Here is a 23,262-nt window from a genome sequence, read left to right on the forward strand (position 1 = left end):
TCCGCCTCGGGTCGAAAAAATACACTTTTCTCTCGCTATCGAGGTTTGTCGATGCCGGTCTTCGGTACTCAGAACTCGTACTTTTCGGCGAGGTGATGCGTGATGCGAGGTGAAACATGAAGAAAGCAGTCCGGCTCCTGGCTGCGGCTGGCGCAATTGTCCTGTCGCACTTGTTTGCAAACGACAGCTCGGCGGCAATTTGTACGAATCCGTACGCGTTCACGCTTCAAGGTCCCGCTTCTATTGCCTTCGACCCTGCGCTTACTGTCGGCGCCACGCTTTGGAGCGGTTCTGTCAATGCATCCAGTGGCGGTAGCGGTGGCTGCAGTTCCGGTACGTTCAGGATTGATTTCGTGGGTTCGAAGACCTACCAGGGAAACAATCTCTACGATTCTGGGATTTCGGGGATCGGCTACAGGTTGAAGTTCACAAGCTCGGGATCTTGCACCAAAGTCTGGTGGCCGTCTTCGTGCACCGACTCATGGTCGGGCACGATGGGTACTCACAGCCTTCTGGTCGAACTGGTGAAGACCGGGCCGATCACAACCGGCGGAACGTTGAGCGGGATATTCGCGGAATGGAAGGTCGGCGCTGAACAGTACTTGCGCTACAGTTGGCGGGGCAGTGTCACCGTCAAGCCGGTGATCCCTACCTGCAAAGTCGCCACGCCGTCCATTCCCGTCCCGCTCGGCACCATTCCAGCCAGCAAGTTCTCTGGGGTGGGAAGCACTTCGAAGTCCGAGAGCTTCAACATCGCATTGCAGTGCTCGGGTGGCGACGCCGGCCGCACCACCGACATCCATCTGACCTTGACCGACCAGACTGCGCCTTCCAACCGCACGGCCGTGCTGTCGCTGACCTCGGGGTCAACGGCGCAGGGTTTAGGCATTCAGGTCAAGAGCGGGACGACGCTTATCAGCTATGGCCCCGACTCGGCTGCGCAGGACAACCCCAATCGTTGGTACGCGGGGGCGGCCGCCAATGGCACGTTCCTGATCCCGCTGTCGGCGAGCTACGTGCAAACCGGGGCCACGGTCAAGGGTGGATCGGCCAATGGCCGGGCGACGTTCACGATGAGCTATCCATAGCCCCCAATGCGCGCGCAAAAAAAAAGCTCCATAAGGAGCTTTTGAAAGGCCGGGCGGGCGCAGCAGTCCCGTCCGGCGGGGGATGGCCTTTTAAGCGTTGATGTCGTTGTCCTTGGATTCGCGCACGAACAGCGTGCCGATGACCAGGGTCATGACTGCAATGATGATCGGATACCACAAGCCGTCGTAGATGTTGCCGGTGGCGGCGACCACGGCGAAGGCGACCGGGGGCAGGAAGCCGCCGAACCAGCCGTTGCCGATGTGGTAAGGCAAGCTCATCGACGTGTAGCGGATGCGCGTCGGGAACATTTCCACCAGCATGGCGGCGATCGGGCCGTAGACCATGGTCACGTAGATCACCAGGATGGTCAGCAGCACCACGACCATGACGTTGTTGCTCTGGGCCGGATCAGCCTTGGCGGGGTAGCCGTGGCTGCGGATGGCGGTGGTGAGCGACTTGTCCAGTTCGGCGGCCTTGGCCTTGAAGTCGGCGGGCGCCAGGGCCTTGCCGTCGAACGAAGCGAACTCGTCGTTGCCGATCTTGACCTTGGCGACCGAGCCGGCCGGGGCCGCTTCGTTCTTGTAGTTCACCGAGTTGCGGGCCATGAACGACTTGACCACGTCGCAAGAGCTCGTGAACGAGGCGGTGCCCACGGGGTTGAACTGGAACGAGCAGGTGGCCGGGTCCGCGATCACGGTGACCGGCGCCGAAGCCTGGGCCTTTTCCAGCGCCGGGTTGGCGAAGTGCGTGATGCCCTGGAAGATCGGGAAGTACGTCGCTGCGGCGATCAGGCAGCCGGCCATGATGATGGGCTTGCGGCCGATCTTGTCGGACAGCGCGCCGAAGATCACGAAGAAGGGCGTGCCGATCAGGAGCGCGATCGCGATCATGATGTTGGCGGTGTTGGCGTCGACCTTCAGCGTCTGCGTCAGGAAGAACAGGGCATAGAACTGGCCCGTGTACCAGACCACGGCCTGGCCGGCGGTCAAGCCCAGCAGCGCCAGGATCACGACCTTCAGGTTCTTCCACTGGCCGAACGATTCGGCGATCGGCGCCTTGGAACCCTTGCCTTCGTCCTTCATGCGCTGGAAGGTCGGCGATTCGTTCAACTGCAACCGGATCCACACCGAGATGCCCAGCAGGACGACCGAGATCAGGAACGGAATGCGCCAGCCCCAGGCCTTGAAGTCGTCTTCGCCCATGAACGTGCGGATGCCGAGGATGACCAGCAGCGACAGGAACAGGCCCAGGGTCGCGGTGGTCTGGATCCAGGACGTGTAGAAGCCACGGCGGCCATGCGGCGCGTGTTCGGCGACATAGGTCGCCGCGCCGCCGTATTCACCGCCCAGCGCCAGGCCTTGCAGCAGGCGCAGGACGATCAGAATGGCGGGAGCGGCCAGGCCGATGCTGGCGTAGCTGGGCAGCACGCCCACGAGGAACGTGGACAGGCCCATGATCACGATCGTGACCAGGAAGGTGTACTTGCGTCCGACCAGGTCGCCCAGTCGGCCGAACACCAGTGCGCCGAACGGACGCACGGCGAAACCGGCGGCGAACGCCAGCAGGGCGAAGATGAAGCCCGCGGTGGGGTTCACGCCCGAGAAGAAGTGTTGCGCGATGATGGCGGCTAGCGAGCCGTACAGGTAGAAGTCGTACCACTCGAAAACCGTGCCCAGCGACGACGCAAAGATGACGCGGCGTTCATCCTTGGTCATCGGGCGCGGATCCGCGGATGGACCGCGGCCTGCCATGGTTGTTGTGCTCATGATGTCTCCTCGGTTTTATGGCCGGCGGTGGTCCGCCGTGCTGCGCCCGCCGCCGGCGAGCCGACATTGAGCTATATGCAACATTGGGGGGTGAGGCTGACGAGGTTCTGACGGGATACTTACTTGAGTCTTAAAATTGAAACTGAAAGTAACTGTCCCCTGGGAGGCTAGGGATAGTCCTAGGAGACGTCGGAGAGGTCTGACAACTCGGCGTAAAGCGGAAAGATCACGCGAATCCGCATACCGGGGAGGTTCGAATACGTCGTGGGGTGATCGCTGATTTCGACGCTGGCTTGGTGCTTCTGGGCGATCTCCCGAACGATGGCCAGCCCCAGGCCGCTGCCGTCGGACTGGGTGCCCAGCACGCGGTAGAAGCGGTCGAACACCCGTTCGCGCTCTTCAGGCGGGATGCCGGGGCCGGAATCCTCTACCTCCAACACCGCATGCGCACCCAGGATCTGCGTGCGCACCGTGATGTGGCCGCCGCGCGGCGTGTAGCGCAGCGCGTTGTCCACCAGGTTGTTGAGCAGTTCGGCCAGCAGCAGCGGGTTGCCGTTGATCTCGACCGGGTGGTCCGAGCCTTCGAAGCCCAGGTCGGTACTCAGCGAGAGCGCCTGCGGCACCCAGTGCATGGCCTGTTCGTAGGCGATGGCGTTGATGTCCGTGCGGGTCATGCCGATGGCGCTGGGGTTTTCGGCCCGGGCCAGCAACAGCAACTGGTTCACCAGGCGCGTGGCGCGCTCGGAACCGGTCACGAGCTGGCGCAGGCTGGACTGCATTTCCTCGGGGCTGGCGTCGCGCAGGGCCAGTTCGGCCTGGGTGCGCAGGCCGGCCAGCGGGGTTTTCAGCTGGTGCGCGGCGTCCGCGACGAAGCGGCGCTGCGCCTGCACGTTGGACGATAGCCGGTCCAGCAGGTCGTTCATCGCGGCCACCAGGGGCGCGATCTCGGTGGGGGCGGCGCGCTCGTCGATGGGCGACAGGTCGTCGGGCCGGCGGGCCCGCAGGCGCTGCTGCAACGCGTTCAAAGGCGCCACCCCGCGCGACAGCCCGAACCACACCAGCAGCACGGCGACAGGCAGCACCACGAACTGCGGAATGATCACGCCCTTGATGATGTCGTTGGCCAGCTGGGTGCGCTTTTCGACGGTCTCGGCCGCGATCAGCAGCGCCGGCTGGGTATCGGGCAGATGCAGGTCCACCCAGGTGAACGCCAGCCGGACCCCGAAGCCGCGCAAGGTCGCGTCCTCGTACTGCACTTCGCCGGGCCGGGGCTGGCCCACGGTGGAAGGCAGGGGCAGGGCGCGGTCGCCGCCCAGGTATTCGCCGCGGCTGCCCAGCGCCAGCCAGAACACGCTATCGGTCTCGTCCGCGTGCAGTACTTCCCGCGCGGTGTTGGTCATCTTCAGCACGGCCCGGCCGTCCTGCGCATGTACCTGCAGCGTCAGCACATGAAGATTATTGGCCAGCGCACGGTCGTAGGGCACGTTGGCGATGTTCTGCGCCACCACATAGGTGATGGCCACGCTCATCGGCCACAGCAGGAATAGCGGCGCCAGCATCCAGTCCAGGATTTCGCCCAGCAGGGAGCGCTGCGGCGGCGCGAAGCTGGGGCCCTTGGCCCCCGCCCGCATGACATCCAGTGCTTCCTGGTTCAGCGCTTCCGGCGGCGCCGCTTCAGCTTGCGAGGTACGCCGCACCCTGGTCCCGCTCAAGACAGTAGCCCAGGCCGCGCACGGTCACGATCTTCACGCCGCTGGGCTCCAGCTTCTTGCGCAGGCGATGGACGTAGACCTCGATGGCATTGGTGCTGACCTCTTCGCCCCATTCGCACAGGTGGTCGACCAGCTGGGTCTTGCTGACCATGCGGCCGCTGCGGGTCAGGAGGATCTCGAGCAGGCTGACTTCGCGCGCCGACAGGTCCAGGGTCTGGTCGTCGACCATGGCGACGCGGCCGGTCTGGTCGAACAGCAGGCGGCCATGCTTGATCATGGTGGCGCCGCCGCCCGCGCCGCGCCGGGTCAGGGCCCGCACGCGGGCCTCGAGCTCGGACAGCGCGAAAGGCTTGGCCATGTAGTCGTCGGCGCCCAGGTCCAGGCCCTTGACGCGCTGTTCGATGCTGTCGGCAGCCGTCAGGATGAGCACCGGCAGGGCGGAATTGCGGGCGCGCAGGCGGCGCAGCACTTCCAGTCCGGCCAGTTGCGGCAGGCCCAGGTCGAGGATGAGCAGGTCGAATGCCTGGGCCGCCAGCGCCGAGTCGGCCGCCAGTCCGTCGCGCACCGCATCCACGGCATAGCCGTTGTGGCGCAACGAACGGGACAGGCCGTCGGCCAGGATGCTGTCGTCTTCGGCGATCAGGATACGCATGGGCTACAGTGAGAAAAGGCCCCGCGGCGCAAAGGGGACAAAACGCCGGGTTCGTCTGGCATTCTGGCATAGGGCGCCATGCTTGCCACTCAGGGTATACGTGCAAAACACTGGCACACTGGTTTTATGTACAGTATAATCCGATGCCATAATCTGACCCGTTGCTCAAAGCACCCGCCTAACCCTGCGGCACTTCCCTAGACACCAGATACGTTACAGACAGGACTCTACATGGACGACAAAACCACCAAGGCCGCCGCATCGGAAAAGGCCAAGGCGCTTGCCGCCGCGCTTTCGCAGATCGAAAAGCAGTTCGGCAAGGGCTCGATCATGCGCTACGGCGACAACGAGGTGTCGCACGACATCCAGGTGGTTTCCACGGGCTCCCTGGGCCTGGACATCGCGCTGGGCGTCGGCGGCCTGCCGCGAGGCCGCGTGGTCGAAATCTACGGTCCGGAATCCTCGGGCAAGACCACGCTGACGCTGCAGGTGGTCGCTGAAATGCAAAAGCTGGGCGGCACCTGCGCCTTCGTCGACGCCGAACACGCGCTCGACGTGCAATACGCCTCCAAGCTGGGCGTGAACCTGGCCGACCTGCTGATCTCGCAGCCGGACACGGGTGAACAGGCGCTGGAAATCACCGACGCGCTGGTGCGCTCCGGCTCGGTCGACCTGATCGTGGTCGACTCGGTGGCCGCGCTGGTCCCCAAGGCCGAAATCGAAGGCGAAATGGGCGATTCCCTGCCCGGCCTGCAAGCCCGCCTGATGAGCCAGGCGCTGCGCAAGCTCACCGCCACCATCAAGAAGACCAATTGCATGGTCATCTTCATCAACCAGATCCGCATGAAGATCGGCGTGATGTTCGGCAACCCCGAAACCACCACCGGCGGCAACGCGCTCAAGTTCTACGCCTCCGTGCGCCTGGACATCCGTCGCATCGGCTCCATCAAGAAGGGCGACGAGGTCGTCGGCAACGAAACCCGCGTCAAGGTCGTGAAGAACAAGGTCGCGCCGCCGTTCAAGCAGGCCGAATTCGACATCATGTATGGTGCCGGCATCTCGCGCGAAGGCGAAATCATCGACCTGGGCGTGGCCGCCAACGTGGTCGACAAGTCCGGCGCCTGGTACAGCTACAACGGCAACCGCATCGGCCAGGGCAAGGACAATGTCCGCGAGTACCTGAAAGAGCACAAGGAACTGGCCATCGAAATCGAGAACCGCGTTCGCGAAAACCAGGGCATCGTCAGCCGCGCGGCAGAATTCGTGCCCACTGCGGAAGACACCTCCGAAGAGTAATCGGATTGGTGGCGGGCCTGGCGCGGCGCAATTCAAGTTCGCCGCAAACGGACCACCTATCGCGTCGGGGCAGCCCGAACAGTTGCGGCAGGCGCCAGGACGGGCCTGCCGTTATGCATACCAAGCAGGAAACGCATGAGCTGGAAATCGCCGCCCGCTTCAGCCGAGCGCCTACGCGCCAAGCTGGACGATGAATTCGAAACCGTGGCCAAGCCCCAGGGCTTGCGCCGCACTTCGGATGCGCGCCGCGATCAGGAAGCGGAATCCAGCGATGCGCCGGAGCAATGGAGCCGCAGCTCGGAAGCCGGCAATGTGCGCCGCGGCCGCCGCGCCGCCGCTGCCGAGGACGGCCCGGACGCGGACGGCAAGTCCGCCCGCAAGGGGCCATCGCTGAAGATGCGGGCCGTGGGCTATCTGTCGCGGCGCGAGCATGCCCGCGAAGAGTTGGCGCGCAAGCTTGCCGCCTACGCCGAGGACCCGGGCGAAGTCGAGGCCGTGCTGGATGCCCTGGAAAAAGAAGGCTGGCTGTCCACCGAACGTTTTGCGCAAAGCCTGGTGCACCGCCGCGCGTCGCGCCAGGGGGCGGCGCGCATCGTGCAGGAATTGCGGCAACATGGGGTGGACGACAACCAGGTCGCCGAATTGCGCGAACAACTGCGGGCCACCGAGTACGACCGCGCGCTGGAAGTCTGGAAGAGGCGCTTCAGCGCCAAGCCGGAAGACCGCGCGGCCTATGCCAAGCAGGCCCGCTTTCTGGCCAGCCGCGGGTTCGCGCATGACGTGATCCGCCGCATCCTGGGTGCAGGCGGCGACGAGGACTGAGCGCTACGCCCGAAGCGCCTGGCCTCTTACTTTGCCGACTTGATCCCCGACAGCGTCTTGAAGCAGACATCCCGGGTAATGGTCAGGAACTCATCGATGTACGACGCGTCCGTGTCTTCGCTGCGCACCGTCGCGTACAGCGTGCGCCATACGCCTTGCGGGCCCAGCCGGCACAGCCGCAGCCAACCCTGATTCATGTATTCCGTCAGCGCCCAGTTGGGCAGCGCGGCCACGCCGCGGTTGCTGGCTACCAGTTGCGCGATGATGGGAGTGAGTTCCGCGCGGCGGACGGCGGCCGGTTCCACGTCGGCGGGGTCGAGGAAGGCCGTGAAAATGTCCAGGCGCTGCTTGTCCACGGGATAGGTGATGAGCGTCTGGTCGGCCAATTGCTCCGGCATGACGAACTTGCTGCCTGCCAGCGGATTGGATTCCGACACGGCCAGCACCAGCTCGTACTTGAACAACGGCAGGTATTCCACCGCCTCGAGCGGCTGGGGATCTGACGTGATGACCAGGTCCAGGTCGCCGCGCACCAGAGCGGGCAGGGGGGCGAAGGAAAACGCCGCCGACAGGTCCAACGCCACGTCCGGCCATTGCACGCGGAAGGCGTCCAGGGCCGGCATCAGCCACTGGAAGCAGGAATGGCAGTCGATGGCCAAATGCAGCCGGCCGGTGCGGCCCGCGGCCAGCCGCTGCAGGTCCCGTTCCGTCGCGCGGATGCGCGGCAGCACGTCATCCGCCAGCGCCAGCACCCGCAGTCCCGCCGTCGTCAGCCGAGCCGGCCGCGTGCGGCGGTTCAGCAACGGCGTGCCCAGCCGGGTTTCCAGGTCGCGCAACTGGTGCGACAGGGCCGACTGGGTCAGGTGCAGGCGCTCGGCGGCTTCCTGCAGGCTGCCGCCGTCGCGGATGGCGGAAAGCGTTTCAAGGTGGCGGATTTCAAGCATGGGTGACCGCAGGATTTGGGAATAAGCTCATATTCTATGAGATTTGCTCATTTTATGAATGTAGACATTGATTTTGATTCATTTTGATTTGGCCTCAGAATGGCTGTCACTTGAACAAATTTTGTCTAACGGTGGTGATCCATGACTACGATTCATAATTTGGGGTTCCCCCGCATCGGCGCCCAGCGTGAACTGAAGCGCGCAGTCGAAGCTTATTGGGCCGGCAGGCAAACCGCCGAGGAACTGGAACAAACGGGCCGCGAGCTGCGCGCCAGGCACTGGAAGCTGCAGGCCGCCGCCGGCCTGAAGTTCGTGCCGGTGGGCGACTTCGCCTGGTACGACCAGATCCTGGAATGGAGCACGCTGCTGGGCGCCGTGCCTGCCCGCTTCGGCCAGCACGACAACGAACCCGTCACGCTGGACACGCTGTTCCGCATGGGCCGTGGACGCGCGCCGTCGGGCAAGCCCGCCGCCGCCTGCGAAATGACCAAGTGGTTCGATACCAACTATCACTACATCGTGCCGGAACTGGCGCCGGGCCAGACCTTCCGCATCGCCCGCGAATCGCTGTTCGAACAGGTCCAGGAGGCGCAGGCCCAGGGGTACGCCGTGAAGCCCGTGATCCCCGGCCCGCTGACCTGGCTGTACCAAGGCAAGGGCGACGCCTTTGCCGCCGGCGCCGCCGATGAGGGCAAGCTGCAACTGCTGGCCGCGCTGCTGCCGGTCTACCAGGAAGTGCTGGCGCGCTTCGCAAAGCTGGGCGTGCAGTGGGTGCAGATCGATGAACCCATCCTGTCGCTGGATCTGCCGCAAGCCTGGCGCCGCGCGTTCAAGCAGGCCTACGACCAGCTGTCCTCCACCCCGGTCAAGCTGTTGGTGGCCACCTACTTCGACGGCCTGAAGGACAACCTGCCGACCGCCCTGGGCCTGCCCGTGGCCGGCCTGCATGTGGATCTGGTCCGCGCACCCGAGCAACTGGCGGAAGTGGTTGCGGGCCTGGGCTCCGGGCAGGTGCTGTCCGCCGGCATCATCAACGGCCGCAACATCTGGCGCACCGACCTGGATTCGGCCATTGCCACGCTGACCCCGATCAAGCAGCAATTGGGCGACCGCCTGTGGCTGGCGCCGTCGTGCTCGCTGCTGCACGTGCCGGTGGACCTGGCGCATGAAACCGAGCTGGACGCGGAACTCAAGAGCTGGTTGTCGTTTGCCGCGCAGAAGCTCGAAGAACTGAGCCTGCTGGGCCGCGCCCTGGACGGCGCCACGCAAGCGGCCGCGCAGGAAGGCCTGTCCAGGCAGCGCGCCGCGCTCGCCGCCCGCCGCGCTTCGACCCGCATCCACAATCCGGCCGTCGCCCAGCGCATGGCCGGCGCTGCGGCCGTGTCGCGCGATCGCGCGCCGTTTGCCGGCCGCATCGCCCGCCAGCAGGAACAGCTGGGCTTGCCCGCCTACCCGACGACGACCATCGGCTCCTTCCCGCAGACCGCGGAAATCCGCGCCTTGCGCCGCGACTGGAAGTCGGGCGCGTTGACGGACTCGGGCTACGAGACCGCCATCCGCAAGGAGATCGAGGAAGTCATCCGCTTCCAGGAAAAGGTAGGCCTGGACGTGCTGGTGCACGGCGAACCCGAGCGCAACGACATGGTGGAGTACTTCGGCGAGCTGCTGGCCGGCTTCGCCTTCACCAAGAACGGCTGGGTTCAGAGCTATGGCTCGCGCTGCGTCAAACCGCCCGTCATTTTTGGCGACGTTGCGCGCCCGGCGCCGATGACGGTGGGCTGGTCGTCGTACGCGCAGTCGCTGACCGACAAGCCGGTCAAGGGCATGCTGACCGGGCCGGTCACCATCCTGCAATGGTCGTTCGTGCGCGACGACCAGCCGCGCGAGCAGACCTGCCGCCAATTGGCGCTGGCGCTGCGCGACGAGGTGGTGGACCTGGAAGCCGCCGGCATCAGTGTCATCCAGATCGACGAGCCCGCCATCCGCGAAGGCCTGCCGCTGCGCCGCGCCGATTGGCAGGCCTACCTGGACTGGGCCGTGGATTGCTTCCGCCTGTCGACCGCCGGCGTGCGCGACGAAACGCAGATCCACACCCATATGTGCTATTCGGAGTTCAACGACATCATCGAGTCCATCGCCGCCATGGACGCGGACGTGATCACGATCGAAACCTCGCGCTCCAACATGGAGCTGCTCAAGGCGTTCGAGGACTTCCGCTATCCGAACGATATCGGCCCCGGCGTGTACGACATCCATTCGCCGAACGTGCCCGAAGTGGACTGGATGGTCGGCCTGATGCAGAAGGCCGCGGCCCGCCTGCCCAAGGAGCGCCTGTGGGTCAATCCTGACTGCGGCCTGAAGACGCGCGCCTGGCCTGAAACCGAAGCTGCGCTGCTTGGCATGGTGCAGGCGGCCCGAGCCTTGCGCCAGGCGGCCTGAGCAAGCAGCTTGCCCTGACGCCGCCGGGATCCCAAGGGTCCGGCGCCAGCCCTGATCCGTGCATGTCGCGCGCGGAGCAGGGCTTTTTTCTCTGCAGCCGCAAGATCCTTCTGATGGCTGCAAGCCACAGGCTGCGCGCAGCGTGGATGTTTTTTTTCAAACTTGCTTGAACGAAATTCCGCGGCGGGGGTCAATACGCAAAAATCCCATTGCTGGATCCTTGTCGTTCCTATGATTCTCCAAGGCCCCTGTCGGCCCGACCTGCTGCTCGCAGAGACGCTGCCCGACATTCTGGAAGCCACGATCCGCCGGCATCCCGCCGCCGTCGCCATTCATTGGCTGGATCACACTCTCACCTACGACATGCTCGGCCAGCGCGCCGATCTGGCCGCGCATCATCTGATGCAGGCCGGCGTGCGGCCTGGCGATATCGTGGGCCTGTGCCTGCCGCGCGGCGCCGACCTGCTGGTGATGCAGGCGGCCATCGCGAAGGCGGGCGCGGCCTGGCTGCCGTTCGAGTCCGACACGCCGGCGGACCGCATGCTGGTCTGCCTGCAGGACGCGGGCGCTCGCGGGCTGATCGCGGGCGCCGAGGTCCGGCTGGACGGCATGGCCACCTGGACCACCTGGGCCTTGTCGGAGCCGGTCGAAGGCGCTTTGCGCAGGCGGGAAGGGCTGCTGCCCGAGCATCCCGCCTACGTCATCTACACCTCGGGCTCCACCGGCAAGCCCAAGGGCGTGCCTGTCAGCCATGCCAGCATCTGCCACTTCCTGCGCAGCGAAAACGCGGTGCTGGGCGTGCGCCACGAAGACAAGGTCTACCAGGGCTTCTCGGTAGCCTTCGACATGTCGTTCGAAGAGATCTGGATCAGCTATCTGGTCGGCGCGTCCCTGTGGGTGGCGCCCAAGATGCTGACCACGGACCCCGAAGGCCTGCCGGACGCGCTGGTGCGGGAAGGCATTACCGTGTTGCACGCCGTGCCGACCTTGCTGGCGCTGTTCGCGCGCGACGTGCCCGGATTGCGCATCGTCAACCTGGGCGGCGAGGTCTGTCCGGACTTCCTGGTGCCGCGCTGGGCCACGCCCGGCCGGCGCCTGTTCAATACCTACGGCCCCACCGAGACCACGGTGTCCGCCAGCCTGGCCGAACTGCTGCCCGGCCAGCCCGTGACCATAGGCACGCCGCTGCCCAACTACGGCATGCTGGTGCGCGGCGAGGATGGCGCGGTGCTGCCGCAAGGGCAGGTGGGCGAGCTGTGCATCACAGGCCCCGGCGTGGCTGGCGGCTATCTGGGCAGGCCCGAGCTGACGGCCGAGAAATTCCTGGCCAATCCGCGTCCGGCCGGCGATCACGACACGCGCATGTACCGCAGCGGCGACCTGGCGCGCATCGACGAGCACGGGCAGATCCACTGCCTGGGCCGCAGCGACGACCAGGTCAAGGTGCGGGGGTTCCGGGTCGAACTCGGGGAAATCGAGGCCGCGCTTTACCGCCTGCCGGGCGTGGGCGCGGCCGCCGTGGTGCTGCGCGATCTCGCGGGCATCGAGCAGCTGGTGGCTTTCCTCAAGCCCGAGGGCGAGGCGCGGCTGGACCCGCAAGCGATGCGCGCCGCGCTGGGCGCGGACCTGCCCGCCTACATGATTCCGGGGCGCTTCGAACAGGTGGCCGATGTTCCCCGTTTGACCTCGGGCAAGATCGACCGCAAGGCGCTGAAGGCGCGCGAACTGGTGGCCGTGTCCGAGCCCGGCGGCGAAGACGACGAACCCGTCACGCCGGGCGAGCGGGCCTTGTTCGACGCCTTGCGTCCGCTGTTCCCGGGACAGCCGCTGCGGCTGGCCAGCGACTTCTTCCGCGACCTGGGCGGCCATTCGCTGCTGGCCGCGCGCCTGGTGTCGTCGCTGCGCAAGCATCCGCATTTTTCCGCGCTGACCATGCACGAGCTTTACCAGCATCCTGTGCTGGCAACGCTTGCGGCCCGGCTGGACGCGCTGGCTTCGGCCGAAAGCGACGCGGCCCAAGCGGCGGGCGTCGCCGGCATTGGCGCCGATCCCGCGCCCGCGCCCGAGTGGCGCCGCTGGACCTGCGGCCTGGCGCAGTTGGCGGCCTTGCCGCTGCTGATCGGCGTACGCATGCTGATCTGGCTGACGCCGTTCTTCACGTATCACTATTGGACGGGCGACGAAGGCGACTCCGTCTGGCGTGCGGTGGTCCTGTCCATCGCCAGCTATCTGGCCTGCAATCTGTTGAGCTTCGGCGTGGCCGTGGCCTGCAAGTGGGGCATTCTTGGCCGGCTCAAGCCCGGCAGCTATCCGATGTACGGCTGGCTGTTCTACCGCTGGTGGCTGGTGGACCGGGTGATGGACATTCCGCCCGCGCATCTGCTTGCGGGATCCCCGTTGCAGGTCTGGTACCTGCGGGCGCTGGGCGCGCGCATCGGCCGCGACGCTGCCATCAGCCGGGTGTCCGTGCGTGCGCCCGATCTGCTGTCGGTGGGCAACGGCGTGAGCATCGGCGCGGCGGTCAACCTGGAGAATTTCTCGGTGCGCGGCGGCGAGTGGGCTGTGGCGCCGATCACGTTGGCGGACAACACCTACATCGGTTCCTATTCGGTGCTGCAAGGCGACGTGGCGATGGGCGAGGGCGCACGGCTGGACGGACTGTCTGCGCTGGCGCAGGGCGCCCGCGTGCCTGCGGGCCAGATCTGGAGCGGGGCGCCAGCGCGCCACGATCCGCAGGCCCGCGCTCCCGAATTGCCGCCGCGGCCGCGACGCCACGGCATCTGGAGCCGGCTCGACTGCATGGCCTATGCGGCCGGCGGTACGCTGATCGCCGCGCTGTTCTTCATGCCGGTGTTCCCGAGCTTTGTGCTGATCGACTGGATCGACGCGCGCTGGCTGGACCTGATGGGCGCGCGAGTGCCCTGGCCTCAAGCCTTCCTGAGCTATCTGCTGCTGGCCTTGCCTGCCAGCGCATTGCTGTTGATGCTGACGGTGCTGGTATCGGCGTTGCTGCGATGGACGCTGTTGCCGCGTCTGGCCAGCGGCCGCTGGCCTGTATACGGCCAGATCTACCTGCGGCGCTGGTTGACGAACCAGATCCAGGAATCGAGCCTGAGCGTGCTGCACGGCCTGTACGCGTCGATCTACGCGGGCAACTGGTATCGCCTGTTGGGCGCGAAGGTCGGGCGCGGCACCGAAATTTCCACCGCCATGGGCGTGGTGCCCGACATGCTGACCCTCGGCCGAGACAGCTTCATCGCCGACGGCGTCATGCTGGGCGACGAGGAAATCGACGCCGGCTGGATGACCTTGCGGCCCACCGTCATCGGCAACCGCAGCTTCGTCGGCAACGGCGCCTATGTGCCGGACGGCTCGGTACTGCCCGACGACGTCCTGATCGGCGTGCAGAGCCGCGCGCCGGCCAATGCCCGCATGGCCAGCGGCCAGACCTGGCTGGGCAATCCGCCGCTGGCGCTGCCGGCTCGCGAACAGACCGCGGGCTTTCCGGCGCACCTGACCTTCCGCCCCAGCCTGGGGCGCAAGATCCTGCGCGGCGGCGTCGAGGGCATGCGCATGGTCCTGCCGCTGGCCGTGGTGATCGCGGTGGGCTATCTGACCGTGATGAAAGTCATCCCCATGGCCGCCCGCGAAGGCTTTGTCTCCGCTTTCGACGAGCTGATGCTGGCCGGCGTGTTGTACGGCGTCGGCGCGTTCCTGTTCCTGGTGGCGCTGAAATGGGCCTTGATCGGCCGCTACAAGCCGCGCGCCGAGCCCATGTGGACGCCGTTCGTCTGGAAGAGCGAAGCGGTCACCAGCCTGTATGAATCCATAGCGGTGCCCAACTTCTTCAACTTCCTGCGGGCCACGCCCTGGCTGCCGCTGGCCCTGCGCTGCATGGGCGCCCGCATCGGCAAGCGCGTCTTCATGGACACCACCGACATCACCGAGTACGACTGCGTGTCGATCGGCGACGACGCGGTGCTGCACGCCTGGTCCGGACCGCAGACCCATCTGTTCGAAGACCGCGTGATGAAGATCGGCATGGTCCGCATCGGCGATGCCGTCAACGTCGGGCCGCGCAGCACCATCCTGTATGACACCCGGGTCGAAGCGGGCGCGCGCCTGGGGCCGCTGACGCTGGTGCTCAAGGGCGAGGCCATTCCGGCGGGCCAGGCCTGGATCGGCAGTCCGGCCACGCCTTGGGAGCAGCGGTGACCGGACCCCGGAGGCTGACCGGGGAGGGCGCCCCGGTCGAATTGTGGCTGCTGCACCTGCCTGCCTCCCGCCACAGGCAACGGGAGGCAGCCCGGAATTGGCTGGCCACGGAATTGGCGCGGCGCGATCCGCAAGCCGCGCCCGGCTGGACGGAAACGTCCAAGGGTCCGCAAATGCCCGCAGGCGCGCGCTGGAACAGTTCCTTCTCTTACTATGGCCCCTATATTCTCTGCGGCCTGTCCCGGCTGGGCCTGCCGGGCGTGGACCTGACCGGCGCGCAGGCCTGGGCGGGCGATGCGGACGTGATCCGCCTCTATTGCGGCCCGCAGGCCGCCGCCGAACTGGCCGCCAGTCCGCCGGCCGCCCGGGCGGACGCCTTCGCCCGCGCCTGGAGCGCGCTGGAGGCGCGCCTGAAAGCCTGCCGGCGGGGACTGGAGGAATACTCCCCCGAGCGCGAGCGGCACCTGGCCGCTGCCCGCATCACCTGCCAGCTCCGGCACCAGGGCCTATGGGCGGCAGCCGCACTCTGCGGCGGCGCGTCAGGCGCCAGTCAGGGGGCTTGATCGCAGGCCGCCTGCGCTATACTTTGAAGGTTTTGTTGCCGCGCACCATGCGCAGGCATCTCGCCCCGCAGGCCCCCAGCATGCCCTTGCCACCGCCGGACTATCCTCGCCAACCATTGCACACGCGTTCCATACGCGTGCAGTCGTATGCGCGCGAAGACGGGCACTGGGACCTGGAAGCCGAGCTGATCGACGTCAAGGCGTACGATTTCCCCAAGCGCGACGGCGAGATGTTCAAGGCCGGACAACCCATCCACCACATGCATCTGCGCATCACCATCGACGAGAACTTCTCGATCGTGGCGGCGCAGGCCGTCTATGACGCCGCTCCCTACGGCGAGCATTGCATGGCCATCGAACCGGCTTACACTGATCTGATCGGAATGAACCTGCTCAAGGGGTTCCGCCGGCAGGTCAAGGAGCGGTTCGGGCACGTGGAGGGCTGTACGCACATGACCGAACTGTCGCAGGTGCTACCCACCGCGGCGGTGCAGACCATGGCCAACCGCCGGCGGCAGGAAAACAACCCGAACCGGCGTCCATTCCAACTGGACGGCTGCCACGCGCTAAGCACCAGCGGCCCGGTGGTGGCTGAGCACTATCCCAAGTGGTACACCGGGGGTAGCGCTGAGGCATCGGCCGATTCGTCCTCCGATTCACCTTCTTTTTCTCATACGTCCTGACAGGTAACACATGAAAATCCACGAGTATCAAGGCAAGGAACTGCTGAAGCAATTTGGCGTCCCCGTGCCGCGCGGGATTCCCGCTCTTTCCGTCGACGAGGCCGTGGCTGCCGCTGAAAAGCTGGGTGGACCGGTTTGGGTCGTCAAGGCACAAATTCACGCGGGCGGCCGCGGCAAGGGCGGCGGCGTGAAGCTGGCGCGCTCGCTGGACGACGTCCGCAAGCTGGCCTCGGAAATCCTGGGCATGCAGCTGATCACGCACCAGACCGGCCCGGAAGGCCAGAAGGTCCGCCGCCTGTACATCGAAGACGGCGCCGACATCCAGAAGGAATACTACGTGTCGCTGGTCACCGACCGCGCCACCCAGAAGGTTGCCTTCATCGCCTCCAGCGAAGGCGGCATGGACATCGAGGAAGTGGCCCACTCCACTCCCGAGAAGATCATCACCGAATACATCGACCCGCTGACCGGCCTGTCGGCCGAGCAAGCCACCAAGATCGCCAACGCGATCGGCCTGCCCGCTGACTCCACCGCCCAGGCCGTGGACGTGTTCCAGAAGCTCTACAAGTGCTACATGGACACCGACGCCTCCCTGGTCGAAATCAACCCGCTGAACCGCGACAGCAAGGGCAACATCATCGCCCTGGACGCCAAGTTCAACTTCGACTCCAACGCCCTGTTCCGTCACCCGGAAATCGTCGCCTACCGCGACCTGGACGAAGAAGATCCGGCTGAAATCGAAGCCAGCAAGTTCGACCTGGCCTACATCCAGCTCGACGGCAACATCGGCTGCCTGGTGAACGGCGCCGGCCTGGCCATGGCCACCATGGACACCATCAAGCTGTTCGGCGGCGAGCCGGCCAACTTCCTGGACGTCGGCGGCGGCGCCACGGCCGAGAAGGTCACGGAAGCCTTCAAGATCATGCTCAAGAACAAGGGCGTGAAGGCCATCCTGGTCAACATCTTCGGCGGCATCATGCGCTGCGACGTCATCGCCGAAGGCGTGATCGCTGCTTGCAAGGCCGTCAACCTGAACGTGCCGCTGGTCGTCCGCATGAAGGGCACCAACGAAGAACTCGGCAAGAAGATGCTGGCTGACTCCGGTCTGCCGATCATCAGCGCCGACACGATGGCCGAAGCCGCCACCCGCGTCGTAGCCGCCGTCAAGTAAAGAAAAATCCAAGGATTCACAAATGTCGATTCTGATCAACAAGGACACCAAGGTCATCACCCAGGGCATCACGGGCAAGACGGGCCAGTTCCACACCCGCATGTGCCGTGAGTACGCCAATGGCAAGGCCGCTTTCGTGGCCGGCGTGAACCCCAAGAAGGCGGGTGAAGACTTCGAAGGCGTGCCGATCTTCGCTTCGGTGAAGGACGCCAAGGCTGACACCGGCGCCACCGTGTCCGTCATTTACGTGCCGCCCGCGGGCGCCGCTGCCGCCATCTGGGAAGCCGTCGAGGCCGAACTGGATCTGGTGATCTGCATCACCGAAGGCATCCCGGTCCGTGACATGCTGGAAGTCAAGAACCGCATGAAGGCCAAGGGCAGCAAGACCCTGCTGCTGGGCCCGAACTGCCCGGGTCTGATCACCCCCGACGAAATCAAGATCGGCATCATGCCCGGTCACATCCACCGCAAGGGCCGCATCGGCATCGTCAGCCGTTCGGGCACCCTGACGTACGAAGCCGTGGCGCAAGTCACCGAGCTGGGCCTGGGTCAATCCAGCGCCGTCGGCATCGGTGGCGACCCCATCAACGGCCTGAAGCACGTCGACGTGCTGAAGATGTTCAATGACGATCCCGACACCGACGCCGTCATCATGATCGGCGAAATCGGCGGACCCGACGAAGTCAACGCTGCCGAGTGGGCCAAGGACAACATGAAGAAGCCGGTCGTCGGCTTCATCGCTGGTGTCACCGCTCCTCCCGGAAAGCGCATGGGCCACGCCGGCGCGCTGATCTCCGGCGGCGCCGACACTGCCGACGCCAAGCTGGAAGTCATGGAAGCCTGCGGCATCCGCACCACGCGCAACCCGTCCGAAATGGGCAAGCTGCTCAAGTCGGTGCTGTAAAAAGCGCCTGGCCGCGCGTCCGGACGCTGCTTGCGTCCGGCGCCCGCGGCCTGCTGGCGGAAGTCCCGCTTCCGGCGTCAAACCCCTGGCTCCCGGCAACTGGCATCCGCCAATCGAAGCCCGCTCCGGCGGGCTTTTTTTCGTCTTTTTTTCCGTAATCCTAGGGAAATCCCGCGTCCACGTCGCGGCCTGGCAAACATACGGAAAGCTGAACGAAACTATAATGAAAGAAATTCTGCACGTACCCAGCAAGAATGCCGTCGGGCTCGCACCAAGACGGCCAGTACGTTTTTTTTCGTCTTATTTCACCCATTCATTTGGTTTGTCCTAGGGGGATCACACCTAGGAAAGAGAGGCATGGAACTCAGTTCAGCGGCATTCTGGATAGCATTGCTCCAGATCATTTGGGTCAACATTCTGCTATCGGGCGACAACGCCGTGGTTATTGCGCTGGCGGCGCGTTCGCTGCCTCCGGCCCAACAGAAAAAAGCGATCGTGGTCGGCTCCGCCGCGGCGATCATCATGCGTATCGTGCTGACGCTGGTAGCGGCCAAGCTGCTCCTGCTGCCCTGGCTCAAGCTCATCGGCGCGCTGCTCCTGGTCTATATCGGCGTGACGCTGCTGTTGCCCGAGGGCGAGGAAGACGGGGCCGGCAAGACACAAGGCAATCTGCTGACCGCAATCCGCACTATCATGATTGCCGACCTGGTCATGAGCCTGGACAATGTGGTGGCCGTTGCCGCCGCCGCCATGGGTGACACGACCTTGCTGGTGTTGGGTCTGGCCATCAGTATTCCGCTGGTCATCTTTGGCAGTACGCTGCTCCTGAAGGTCATCGAGCGCTTCCCGGTCATCGTCTGGGTGGGGGCGGCGCTGCTGGGTTTCATCGCGGGCGAACTGCTGGTGGGCGATCCGGCCTTGCAGGAACCGGTGGCGCGCATCGACGCTGCCCTGGGCGTGACGCAGCACAGTTTTGCGCTGATGACAGGCGCGTTGGGCGCGGTGCTGGTGCTGGCTATCGGCAAAGTTTTGCTGATGCGCCAGAAAGCTGACTGAAAGCTGAATTATACTAATACGTTGTACTGAATAAGCCCGCCGCGTCGCGCGCGGCGGGCTTTGCCGGACCGGGACCGGCCACTCTTTTCATAAATGCCTTCGGGGGTTCATAGTGCTTGAGTTTTTCCAGACGCTGAGTTGGACAGCGGTATTCCAGATCATCCTCATCGACATCCTGCTCGGCGGCGACAACGCCGTCGTGATCGCGCTGGCCTGCCGCAATCTGGCGCCCAAGCAGCGCATGCAAGGTATTCTGTGGGGTACCGCGGGCGCCATCATCCTGCGCGTGGTCCTGATCGCCTTCGCCCTGACGCTGTTGTCGATCCCCTTCCTGAAGGTCGTGGGCGGCCTGCTGCTGGTCTGGATCGGCGTCAAGCTGCTGATTCCCGAGGACGATGCCCATGGCAACATCAAGGGCGGCACATCCATCGCCGCCGCGATCAAGACCATCATCATCGCCGACTTCGTGATGAGCCTGGACAACGTGATCGCCATTGCCGGCGCGGCCCAGAACGCCCACGCCGACCACCAGATCGGCCTGGTCGCGTTCGGCCTGATCGTCAGCGTGCCCATCATCATCTGGGGCAGCACCCTGGTGCTCAAGCTCATCGACCGCTATCCGCTGGTCGTCACCTTCGGCGCGGCCTTGCTGGGCTGGATCGCCGGCGGCATGCTGATCACCGACGTGGTTGTCGAGCGTCAATTCGGCGTGCAGCCCACTGCGGTTAAAATCGGCGCAGAAATCATTGGCGCCTTGCTCGTTGTTGTCCTTGGACGGTGGCTGGCAAGCCGCAAAACCGCTTCCAAGGAATCAGCACATGAGTCTGCGTAGATCCACCGATCCCCAGCAATCCGAATCGGGCCTGAGCCTCCTTCAGGGCCTTTTCGTGCTGGCCATCCTCGGGGTGGTCGCGACGGTCATCGTCTCCAATTTCGTTTGATGCCGTCTCGTGTCTCTACCGCAACGCCTGGTCATCGCGACCCGCGCCAGCCGGCTTGCCCTGTGGCAAGCCGAGCATGTGCGCGACCGGCTGCGCACGCTGTACCCGGCGTGCGCGGTTGAGCTACTCACCCTGACGACCCGAGGCGATCAGATCCTCGACCGCACGCTCTCCAAGGTGGGCGGCAAGGGTCTCTTCGTCAAGGAACTCGAAAACGCGCTGCTCGACGGCCGCGCCGATCTGGCCGTGCACTCCTTGAAGGACGTGCCGGTCGATCTGCAGGCGCCGTTCGAGCTTTGCGCTGTCCTCGATCGCGCGGATCCGCGCGATGCCTTCGTCTCCAATACCCATGGCTCGCTGGCCGACCTGCCCGCGGGCGCCGTCGTCGGCACGTCCAGCCTGCGCCGCGAATCCCAGATCCGTGCGCGCTATCCCGAGCTGGTCGTGAAGCCGCTGCGCGGCAATCTCGATACGCGCCTGGGCAAGCTGGACAAGGGCGAATATGACGCCATCGTACTGGCCGCTGCCGGCCTGGAGCGGCTGGGCCTGGGCTCGCGCATCCGCAGCCTGCTCGAACCGGAAGACAGCCTGCCGGCGGCCGGGCAGGGCGCCTTGGGCATCGAGATCCGCGACGACCGCGACGACATGCGCGCCTGGCTGGCCCCCTTGGTCAGCGCCGACACCACGTCCTGTGTGGTGGCCGAGCGCGCCGTGTCCCGCAAGCTGGGCGGATCCTGCCAGGTGCCCCTGGCGGCGTACGCTGAAATTGCCGGCGGCACCTTGTCGTTGCGCGCCTTGGTGGCGTCGCCCGACGGCGTGCGCATGGTCCATACGGCCCGCAGCGGTCCGGTGGCCGAGGCCCAGGCCATCGGCGAGGCCGCGGCGCAGGCGCTGCTGGACGCAGGCGCCCAGGACATCCTGCGCGAACTGCTGCAAGACCCGCCCAGGGCCGACTGATGGTCATGGCGTCCGCAGCCGCCGAACCGCCGCGGGTCGCCATCCTGACGCGGCCCGACGGCCGCAACGAGGCCCTGGCAGGCCGCCTGCAGAGCGCCGGCTGGACGCCCTGCATTCTTCCCGCCCTGGAAATCCAGGTTTTGCCGGCCGCGACCGGCGGGCCGCCGCGTCCGTCCGACTACGACATGGTCGTGTTCGTCAGCGGCAATGCGGCCAGGCTGTACCTGGAACAATGGGCGCAGGCGGACGGGCCGGCTCCCTGGCCGGCGGGCGTCATCGCCGCCACAGTCGGGCCGGCCAGTGCGCAGGCCTTGCGCCTGTCCCCCTGCTTTGGCGCGAATACAACAGTTTTGCATCCCCCTGAAAGCGCGCCCAGCCACGATTCCGAGGCGCTCTGGGAGGTTTTGCTGGGGCTGCCGCAAATGCCCGCGCGCGTGCTGCTGGTGCGCGGCACGCAGGGCCGCGACTGGCTTGGTGACAAGCTCGAGGCGCACGGCGCGGCCGTGACGCGCCATGCTGCCTACCTGCGGCGCCCCGCGAGCTGGGGCGCCGATCAGGTTGCCAGCCTGCGGCGCTGGGCGGACGCGGGCATTCCGGCCACTTGGCTGATCACCAGCGGCGAGGGCGCGGATGCGTTGCGGGCAGGCCTGGAGGCGGCTGGCCTGGCGGACTGGTGGGCGCGGTGCAGCTTTGTGCTGACGCATCCCTCCCTGGAGCGCCGGCTGCCACAGCCCTGTCATGAAGGCGGGGCGCGGCCGATGGTAAAAATCTGCTTGCCCAACGACGAGTCGATATTCCAGGCTTTTGTTGCTGCTTGATTCGTTGCATCGGACTGACACCGAATACAATCGCGTCATGACAGACAAGACTCCCGCTACCGATCCGGTCGTTCCGACGGCCGCCCCGGGTGCAAGCGCGCCCGCGTCGGCCCCGGCCGATTCCGTCAAGGCCCGCCCGGCCAAGCGCCGCAGTGGCCCGCTGGTCCCCGCCCTCATCATCCTGATCCTGTTGGCCGCCGGCCTGGGTTACGCCCTCTGGATGCAGCGCACCCAGTTCGTGTCCGCCGGCCGCGAGGTCGCCACGCGCCTCGAAACGCTGACCACCGATCTGGCGCAAGCCCGCAAGGACACCCGCGAGGCCCTGGCCCTGGCCCAAGCCCAGGCCGGCCGCGTCGGCGAACTTGAAGACACCGTGCGCGAAACCCAAAGCCAGTACAACGCCTTGCAGCTGGCTTGGCAGAACTTCAACGACAGCGCCAGCGACGAACTGCTTGCCAACGACGTCGAGCGCCTGTTGACCATTGCCAACCAGCAACTGCGCCTGGCCGGCAATGTCTCCAACGCGATCGTGGCGCTGGAAACGGCGCAATCGCGCCTGGCGCGCGCCGACCGCCCGCGTTTCTCCAGCCTGCAGCAAGCCATCAACGGCGACCTGGACCGCTTGCGCGCCGTGTCCACCGTGGATATCCCTGCCCAGTCGGCCCGCATCGACCGCCTGGTGGCGCTGATCGGCAAGGCGCCGCTGCTGGTGCCGGACGCCGCCGCCCCGGGTGTGGCGCCTGCCGGCGAAGCCGCGCCGGCGGCCGCACCTGCCCCCGCGGTCGATCCGCTGGCGGGCTTGCCGGCCGACGCGCCCTGGTGGCAGCGCTGGCGCGCCGAGATGGCCTCCTGGCCCGGCCGCGCCGGCTCCGCGCTGGCGCATGAACTGGGCGGCCTGATCACGATCCAGCGCGTGGACGAGCCGGCTGCCTTGCTGCTGTCGCCCGACCAGGCCGACCAGGTGCGCGGCACGCTGCGCCAACGCCTGCTGACGGCGCAACTGGCCATGCTGATGCGCCAGCCCGCCGTCTGGAAGAGCGAACTCGACAACGTCGGCGTCACGCTCGCCAAGTATTTCGACGGCCGGTCCCCCGACACCGTCGCGGCCCAGACCCTGGCACGCGAACTGGCGCAGACCGACATTGCCGTGCGCATGCCGGAAGTGGCCGACAGCCTGAACGCCGTGGCCGCGCTGCGCGCCGCGGGCTTCAAGACCAGCGGACAGGACTGAGGC

The 23,262-nt window shown here is 66.0% G+C and carries 19 protein-coding genes; 15 read left to right on the top strand and 4 right to left on the bottom strand.

Going from position 1 to position 23,262, the window contains the following annotated elements; genetic code table 11:
• Positions 1-116: 116 nt before the first annotated feature.
• Positions 117-1,088, top strand: a complete 972-nt coding sequence (locus IB259_RS21025; RefSeq protein WP_082400689.1) for a fimbrial protein — start codon at positions 117-119, stop codon at positions 1,086-1,088.
• A gap of 90 nt (positions 1,089-1,178) precedes the next feature.
• Here the strand turns inward: IB259_RS21025 and IB259_RS21030 are convergent, their stop codons facing one another.
• The 3 genes from IB259_RS21030 to IB259_RS21040 form a co-directional block, all read right to left on the bottom strand.
• A complete protein-coding gene (locus IB259_RS21030; protein WP_054451052.1) occupies positions 1,179-2,840 on the bottom strand; it encodes an MFS transporter in 1,662 nt (553 codons plus the stop codon).
• 194 nt (positions 2,841-3,034) lie between these two features.
• Positions 3,035-4,414 carry a sensor histidine kinase gene (locus IB259_RS21035; RefSeq protein ID WP_156337320.1) on the bottom strand — a complete coding sequence of 460 codons (1,380 nt, stop codon included), beginning with the start codon at positions 4,412-4,414 and terminating at the stop codon, positions 3,035-3,037.
• A gap of 115 nt (positions 4,415-4,529) precedes the next feature.
• Entirely contained in the window at positions 4,530-5,219 is a 690-nt protein-coding gene (locus IB259_RS21040) for a response regulator transcription factor (RefSeq protein WP_013392535.1), read from the bottom strand.
• 231 nt (positions 5,220-5,450) lie between these two features.
• Here IB259_RS21040 and recA point away from each other — a divergent pair, with 231 nt between their 5' ends.
• Positions 5,451-6,515, top strand: coding sequence for a recombinase RecA (recA, locus tag IB259_RS21045; protein ID WP_054451054.1), 1,065 nt, complete (start codon positions 5,451-5,453; stop codon positions 6,513-6,515).
• Between the two features lie 135 nt (positions 6,516-6,650).
• Positions 6,651-7,337, top strand: coding sequence for a recombination regulator RecX (gene recX, locus IB259_RS21050; RefSeq protein WP_192330046.1), 687 nt, complete (start codon positions 6,651-6,653; stop codon positions 7,335-7,337).
• A gap of 26 nt (positions 7,338-7,363) precedes the next feature.
• On the opposite strand, the gene IB259_RS21055 is transcribed toward recX, so the two are convergent.
• Positions 7,364-8,281, bottom strand: coding sequence for a LysR family transcriptional regulator (locus IB259_RS21055; protein ID WP_054451055.1), 918 nt, complete (start codon positions 8,279-8,281; stop codon positions 7,364-7,366).
• A 141-nt stretch (positions 8,282-8,422) separates the two neighbouring features.
• Here IB259_RS21055 and metE point away from each other — a divergent pair, with 141 nt between their 5' ends.
• The 12 genes from metE (at position 8,423) to IB259_RS21110 (ending at position 23,259) form a co-directional block, all read left to right on the top strand.
• Complete coding sequence (gene metE, locus IB259_RS21060) at positions 8,423-10,720, top strand: 5-methyltetrahydropteroyltriglutamate--homocysteine S-methyltransferase (RefSeq protein ID WP_192330048.1); 2,298 nt, start codon at positions 8,423-8,425, stop codon at positions 10,718-10,720.
• Between the two features lie 231 nt (positions 10,721-10,951).
• Complete coding sequence (locus IB259_RS21065; protein WP_192330049.1) at positions 10,952-14,935, top strand: Pls/PosA family non-ribosomal peptide synthetase; 3,984 nt, start codon at positions 10,952-10,954, stop codon at positions 14,933-14,935.
• Positions 14,932-15,498, top strand: coding sequence for a 4'-phosphopantetheinyl transferase superfamily protein (locus IB259_RS21070; RefSeq protein WP_119450543.1), 567 nt, complete (start codon positions 14,932-14,934; stop codon positions 15,496-15,498). Before IB259_RS21065 ends, IB259_RS21070 begins: the two co-directional genes overlap by 4 nt.
• Positions 15,499-15,578: 80 nt before the next feature.
• Positions 15,579-16,181 (top strand): DUF2889 domain-containing protein, encoded by a 603-nt coding sequence (locus IB259_RS21075; protein WP_054451331.1) that lies wholly within the window; start codon positions 15,579-15,581, stop codon positions 16,179-16,181.
• A gap of 10 nt (positions 16,182-16,191) precedes the next feature.
• On the top strand, positions 16,192-17,352 hold the full coding sequence (gene sucC, locus IB259_RS21080) for an ADP-forming succinate--CoA ligase subunit beta (RefSeq protein WP_054451059.1): 1,161 nt from the start codon (positions 16,192-16,194) through the stop codon (positions 17,350-17,352).
• A gap of 22 nt (positions 17,353-17,374) precedes the next feature.
• On the top strand, positions 17,375-18,256 hold the full coding sequence (gene sucD / locus IB259_RS21085; protein WP_013392545.1) for a succinate--CoA ligase subunit alpha: 882 nt from the start codon (positions 17,375-17,377) through the stop codon (positions 18,254-18,256).
• 357 nt (positions 18,257-18,613) lie between these two features.
• The gene (locus IB259_RS21090) at positions 18,614-19,312 is read left to right on the top strand and encodes a TerC family protein (RefSeq protein ID WP_054451060.1); all 699 of its coding nucleotides are present in this window, start codon (positions 18,614-18,616) and stop codon (positions 19,310-19,312) included.
• A 112-nt stretch (positions 19,313-19,424) separates the two neighbouring features.
• Positions 19,425-20,144 carry a TerC family protein gene (locus tag IB259_RS21095; protein ID WP_054451061.1) on the top strand — a complete coding sequence of 240 codons (720 nt, stop codon included), beginning with the start codon at positions 19,425-19,427 and terminating at the stop codon, positions 20,142-20,144.
• On the top strand, positions 20,131-20,253 hold the full coding sequence (locus tag IB259_RS31110) for a hypothetical protein (RefSeq protein WP_042792647.1): 123 nt from the start codon (positions 20,131-20,133) through the stop codon (positions 20,251-20,253). The genes IB259_RS21095 and IB259_RS31110 overlap by 14 nt, the downstream gene beginning before the upstream one ends.
• A gap of 9 nt (positions 20,254-20,262) precedes the next feature.
• Positions 20,263-21,210 (top strand): hydroxymethylbilane synthase, encoded by a 948-nt coding sequence (gene hemC, locus IB259_RS21100; protein ID WP_119450542.1) that lies wholly within the window; start codon positions 20,263-20,265, stop codon positions 21,208-21,210.
• Complete coding sequence (locus IB259_RS21105; protein WP_175162446.1) at positions 21,210-22,028, top strand: uroporphyrinogen-III synthase; 819 nt, start codon at positions 21,210-21,212, stop codon at positions 22,026-22,028. Before hemC ends, IB259_RS21105 begins: the two co-directional genes overlap by 1 nt.
• Positions 22,029-22,065: 37 nt before the next feature.
• A complete protein-coding gene (locus IB259_RS21110) occupies positions 22,066-23,259 on the top strand; it encodes a uroporphyrinogen-III C-methyltransferase (protein ID WP_054451064.1) in 1,194 nt (397 codons plus the stop codon).
• Positions 23,260-23,262: the final 3 nt, after the last annotated feature.

Origin of the sequence: Achromobacter sp. ACM04, assembly GCF_014851465.1 — a bacterium.
Classification (GTDB): Bacteria; Pseudomonadota; Gammaproteobacteria; order Burkholderiales; family Burkholderiaceae_B; genus Achromobacter; species Achromobacter aegrifaciens.